The organism is Nostoc sp. CHAB 5836, from assembly GCF_020829445.1.
GTDB lineage: Bacteria > Cyanobacteriota > Cyanobacteriia > Cyanobacteriales > Nostocaceae > Nostoc.
This window is the reverse complement of the sequence record NZ_JAIVFV010000284.1, coordinates 1-5,122: the sequence shown is the minus strand read 5'-3', so window position 1 is coordinate 5,122 and position 5,122 is coordinate 1. Positions and strand designations below refer to the sequence as shown.

Below are 5,122 nucleotides of genomic sequence, written 5' to 3'. Positions count from 1 at the left end.
CGATGATCGCATAGATCGCAATTGTTTCATTTAACATATGCCCCTCCGAATTTTCTGACTGGAGGGCATTTTATTGCTTAAGTGGTCACGTGCGATCGCACTCCCGCGTAACTAGCAACTTGGGTTAATAGATATCTGGTTAAATTAAATATGCGTTACCCAGACCCCTTGTAGAGACGTAGCACTGCTACGTCTCTATATTCTTTTTCACTCCTATGTCTAATAGTAAACTCTAGCCCTTCAACGCCTTTCTAAAGTTTCGACGATAAGATTGATTTGTAATAAACAAAGCTGGCCATAGCAAAGATAAACCAATCCGATTGGTCAAAGCTGGATTAAAATTAGTCCGCCCAAAGCCATTCCAAAACTTCCAAACGCCGCCTCCGTAAACGACAATCAAGCCAATAACAATTAAAGTACTCATTCCTATCAACTCCGTTAGTAACTGACAGAATTTAAGTTACAGCTATTTTCAAGTAAATAGACCACGGGGTAGGGAACATTGCTGTGCCCTGACGACGGATGTGGAACAAAATACATGATTTCTGCTGTAAGTTTGACCACACGAGGTAAGCAGTTCATAAGCAATACTGAGAAGGTATGACAAAACTCCCCAGTTTTTGAGATATAAGTCAGTTAAACATACATTCTCTAATTCCAGTGTAGAATAGCCTCATAGATTGCAGCTAGTTTGAAGCTAGGCTGTTGGCTCTGTACCCTTTAGCCCACAAGACTTAATGCCAATCTACTTATCATAACTTTCTGGCATACCCACTGCTGATAAACCGGCGATCGCTCGTAAGTTCTGACAACGAATCAACTCAGTAAAATTTAAGCTGGAACGCCCTTCAATTTTGGCTACCGCTTCAATTGCAGATAACAAGTGCTGCGCTGCTTCAACTTCGGAATAACCACGCCGTTGTCCGATGCGGATTGCGGCTGTATCGGCGTTTAACTCTGACTCTTGAGATTTATTAGTGCGCCAGATCCCAAAAGCAGCGATCGCACTTAATCCCCCAGCTACCGCTACACCCACTATATCTGACTGTCCTGCTTCCAATAACCCACCTAACAGGCCAGCCAGCACCGCACCTTGATAAATGTCGCGTTTAAACCACTTCACCCCCGTCAACCAGCTAACCATTTGCAACAGCAGCAAATCTCGTTGGGGCTTTGTCAAGCGACGCCACAAATCAAAATTAATATATATGGGTCGCGCCTGATTCCAGGGTTGAGGAAAGGAGGCGTCAATCACTTTCGCTTGCTCTGGCTTACTAACGATTTTTGTCGTCATCCGAGCAGAAGCAGGCATCACATCTAACAAACGGCGAATTTCAACATTTGGCTCCATAAATTTAATTATTAGCCATAATGTGCATAGTAACTAAGTGTGTAAAAAATAAACTTTTCGTGTTAACCTTTGATTTGTGAGATGCGATCGCACTCTTGAATAGATTCAAATCAAGCCATAAAAATATTGATTAAGCAGTTTGCTAGTGCGGCGGGATTTGATCGTATTTGTTTGCCGCCAAATTCAAAACCGGAAAGTTTTGAATCACCATTGAGACTACACTTGTAACTACATGGATGCTTTTGCTCCCCTCCCGCCTGAATGGACTAATAAAGCAACACACGCTTATGATTTTTGCTGTCCTAATTGCCACTCAAATAGCCGAGAAGCTGAAAAAGTTTGGCTAAATCGGCGATCGCCTGTACTTACACAAGACCGTGGTCGTAAATGGCAAGAGTTCTACTACTGTCACTGTGGCTCTGTGTGGTGGGCTTGGAGTAGCGATCGCCCCTCAAAAGATATATCTAATCAGCCAGATTGTAATCCTACATAGCCAATTTTTTTCATCAGAATTTGGGCTGACTCCACCATTACCTCAAGTTCAGGATCGCTCCTAGTCATCTTGTCAATGATTGCGATCGCATCGCTAGTTTTTCCCATCCTCTTCCTGGTAGAAAACAACACGGTTTCAGGCACAGCATATCTTCTAAGTAGGTTGGCGCAATTAAAGTTAACTGGCTAAGGCTGTCATTTGTCATTGGTCATTTGTCATTAGTAAAGGTTTTAAGCTTATTTACCTTTCGTAACATACTTGATTTTTTTCGCACCAACGTACTTAAATATATCAATATTGTTATATAGCGGTTCTCAGTTGCATGAGGTACGCTTCAACCCCACCCCCTACCCCTAAGAGCTTGCGGGAGGTGAGATTTTGCGTAAGTTCTTAGGGGTGGGGTTCCGACTGTATTGCAACGAAGTGAGAACCGCTATATTACAGCAAAGGAGAAAACCAGAGGCGTGGACTACAATGCAATCCACTTGGGTTAAGCCCAAAAAATTAAATTATGTAGGTTGGGTTGAGGAACGAAACCCAACGTTTTCAAGCCTCAGTTGAGTGCAATACAGACCTAACCCCCAGCCCCAACCCTTGTAGCGTTGGGGAGTAAGATTCAAAGCCTCTCTCCTTTTAGGAGAGAGGTTTGGAGAGAGGTCAGACTGTATTGCATCCAAACTCCAAGCGCTATAATGATGCTTCCCCTAGATTGAAAAATCTAAACAAAAGCCCACCTCAAGGCGGGCTTTTGTTTATCTAATTCTCAGCTTTGCTAATTTTAGAAAGTGAAGGTAGTACGCAAAGTACCTACATAGATGGTGTCGTTAGCATCGTTATGCTCTGGATTGAAGATTACCAATACGCCAGGAGTGACTTGAATATTATCGGAAAGCTTGAACTTGTAAAGACCCTCTAAGTGATAAGAGGTATCATCGTCTCGGTCAATATTACCGGCAACATTTTTAATGCTACCACCAGTAACTTTGGGTGGTTGACCAAAGATAACACCTAAGACGTTGCCTTCTCCACCAAAGTCTTTCAAAGCAAGTGATCCAGCCCAGTACCAAATATCTGCGTCTGCACCGACATTAGTACCAGTCCTAGCATCAGCAGTTGTGTAACCTCCCCAACCACTAATAGCCAACGCAGAGCTAAGTTGGAAGGTAGCTTGTACACCGTAATTATTGGATTCGGTAGCAGTGTTATTCCCAAAGGGATTATTGGCAAAAGCACTACCTGTACCTTGGAAAAGGTTGTTGTTGGTGGTGTTGTTGAAATTATTAGTTTGATAAGTGCGGGCGTAGGTTAGACCAACATTAAAGGCTTTGGTAGGTTGGAAAGATAACTGACCAAAGATGGCATTATCACCCTCAAGCAACCCATTATTCTCTGTAGGGTTATTAGCAGTTCTAGCTAAATAAGCACCACTCAAGCTGATAGGGCCGGCAGGATTGAAGGTAACAGTCACACCAGCACCAGTTTGACCTTGACGATAAATGGGGCTGAAACGTCCATAACGAGAGAGCGCACCTCTACCAGAGCTTGCAAAGTCAGGGTTGAAGGTATTTACGTTTTCGTTTAATTCACCGCCACTAGCATCAATTTTTACACGTACTGCGTCAGTCAAGTTGAAAGCATAGTTGATTTTATCGACCGCAACCGAGTTGTCAGTACCACCGTCAAAACCCAAGCGGGTCATGTTAGTACCAGTTATGTTGGGTCTTGGGTTAGTCGTTGATGTACTTCCACCATCCAATTGGGCAATATTCCCAGCATTCAAACGGATTTGCAACTGGTCTGTACCAGTGAAACTGCTGTACAAGTTCAAACGCACGCGGTCACTAAAAGTGGTATTACTATCTAAATTTTGATTTGGGTTACCAAATGCAACTGCTCTATCTCCACCAAAAGGCTGAGATACATTGAAAATTGCTTCCCCAACCAACTTGGTGGTAGTGGAGAACTGATTTGCTTCCAACTCAGAAGTGCGGGCTTCTAATCCATCTACACGACCGCGCAGGGTTGCTAATTCAGCAGAATATTCTTCTTGCAAGCGTTGTAAAGTAGCTAAATCTTGTTTGCTAACTAAATCAGCAGTAGCTGTAGCAATGAGTTCGTTAACCCGATCTAAACAGGCATTCAAACCTGCGGCAAACTCATAACGGGTCAAAGCACGGTTCCCACGATAGGTACTGTTGGGATAACCTGCAATACAGCCGTAGCGTTCAACTAGGGATTGTAAAGCTTGAAATGCCCAATCTGTGGGCTGCACATCGGAAAACTGCGAAACAGATGTTACCTGACCAATGTTGTTAGAATCTTGAGCTTCAGATAACTGAGCAACATTTGTTACTTTTTCGTTAACTTCAGCAGCTAAGGCGCTATTGGCAGCGAAAAACGTAGCAGCTATAACGACCGGACTAACTTTAAAAAGATTCCAGAATTGTTTTGTCATGTTTTTACTCTCACTCACACCTACAATAATCCAGTCATGATAAAGTGGTTTGGACACTTTACTTTCGGGGATTTTACACACAATCACAGCAATGATTATACCTTTATTTTGTGATTATTACAAGCAAGTCAGTTAGATACTGCTGAACTAGAATTTTTAATTAATATTTAGTAAGGGAAAAATAATAATGCTGCAAAAGGTCTATGGTTTAAAGTATCTATCAGTTAGATAGAGGACGGATTTTGTTAATTGTTTACTCCTTAATATAATTGTGCAAGTTTAAGAATAGGTAAGCTTTTAGTAAAATATCTAGTTAACTTATTTTTAATTAAGTAAGTCGGCAACAATAAATCAAACTATATTACGAAACGTAAATATACCTTAAACCCTTATAAATGACAAATGACAGCCTTAGCCAGTTAGCTTTATTTGCGTCGCTCTACTTATTTATTTTTGAATTGTTAAGGCGTGTGGGGGAGGGCTATTTCATTCTAGACATAAACCACCCGGAACTGAAGTTCCTCTCTTATAGCTAAAGTACGTTTTAACGAACTTTGGGGGTTTAAGTCCCCTGTCTCTACAGACAGCGCGTTTTGTGTCGGGGTCTAAATCCCCGTCACTTTCACGTAATTGCGAATTGCGAATTGCGAATTGCGAATTGTTTTAACGGACTATGACCTTTTCTCAGTCGTCTTTAGAGGTTGTTTGAAAAGTCGGAGAGATGGTAAAAAAGCTCTCTGGGTATACGCTGTGAATAGATAATAGACAGCACCGAGAGAGCGACATGAGTAAAGCATACCCCAGCAATCTGACCCTCGCCCAA

Annotated in this window: 5 protein-coding genes; 1 reads left to right on the top strand and 4 read right to left on the bottom strand. The window is 42.1% G+C overall.

The genetic code is table 11. From position 1 onward, the window contains the following. Positions 1–232: 232 nt before the first annotated feature. Together LC605_RS30825 and LC605_RS30820 are read right to left on the bottom strand one after the other, a co-directional pair. A complete protein-coding gene (locus LC605_RS30825; protein ID WP_229551212.1) occupies positions 233–424 on the bottom strand; it encodes a hypothetical protein in 192 nt (63 codons plus the stop codon). Between the two features lie 321 nt (positions 425–745). After that, the gene (locus LC605_RS30820; protein ID WP_229551211.1) at positions 746–1,351 is read right to left on the bottom strand and encodes a DUF3318 domain-containing protein; all 606 of its coding nucleotides are present in this window, start codon (positions 1,349–1,351) and stop codon (positions 746–748) included. Between the two features lie 232 nt (positions 1,352–1,583). Between LC605_RS30820 and LC605_RS30815 the strand changes: the two genes are divergently transcribed. Continuing rightward, positions 1,584–1,844: a hypothetical protein gene (locus LC605_RS30815; RefSeq protein ID WP_229551210.1), complete on the top strand. Its 261-nt coding sequence runs from the start codon at positions 1,584–1,586 to the stop codon at positions 1,842–1,844. Here LC605_RS30815 and LC605_RS33205 read toward each other — a convergent pair. Beyond that, positions 1,820–1,951: a hypothetical protein gene (locus tag LC605_RS33205; RefSeq protein ID WP_267868723.1), complete on the bottom strand. Its 132-nt coding sequence runs from the start codon at positions 1,949–1,951 to the stop codon at positions 1,820–1,822. The two genes, LC605_RS30815 and LC605_RS33205, sit on opposite strands and share 25 nt — an antisense overlap. 671 nt (positions 1,952–2,622) lie before the next feature. Further along, positions 2,623–4,299: an iron uptake porin gene (locus tag LC605_RS30810; protein ID WP_229551209.1), complete on the bottom strand. Its 1,677-nt coding sequence runs from the start codon at positions 4,297–4,299 to the stop codon at positions 2,623–2,625. Between the last annotated feature and the right edge of the window lie 823 nt (positions 4,300–5,122).

Bases quoted from the DNA above. Each gene is read 5' to 3' on its own strand.
- LC605_RS30815 (WP_229551210.1), top strand. From the start codon at position 1,584: ATGGATGCTTTTGCTCCCCTCCCGCCTGAATGGACTAATAAAGCAACA.
- LC605_RS30810 (WP_229551209.1), bottom strand. From the start codon at position 4,299: ATGACAAAACAATTCTGGAATCTTTTTAAAGTTAGTCCGGTCGTTATA.
- LC605_RS30825 (WP_229551212.1), bottom strand. From the start codon at position 424: ATGAGTACTTTAATTGTTATTGGCTTGATTGTCGTTTACGGAGGCGGC.
- LC605_RS30820 (WP_229551211.1), bottom strand. From the start codon at position 1,351: ATGGAGCCAAATGTTGAAATTCGCCGTTTGTTAGATGTGATGCCTGCT.
- LC605_RS33205 (WP_267868723.1), bottom strand. From the start codon at position 1,951: ATGGGAAAAACTAGCGATGCGATCGCAATCATTGACAAGATGACTAGG.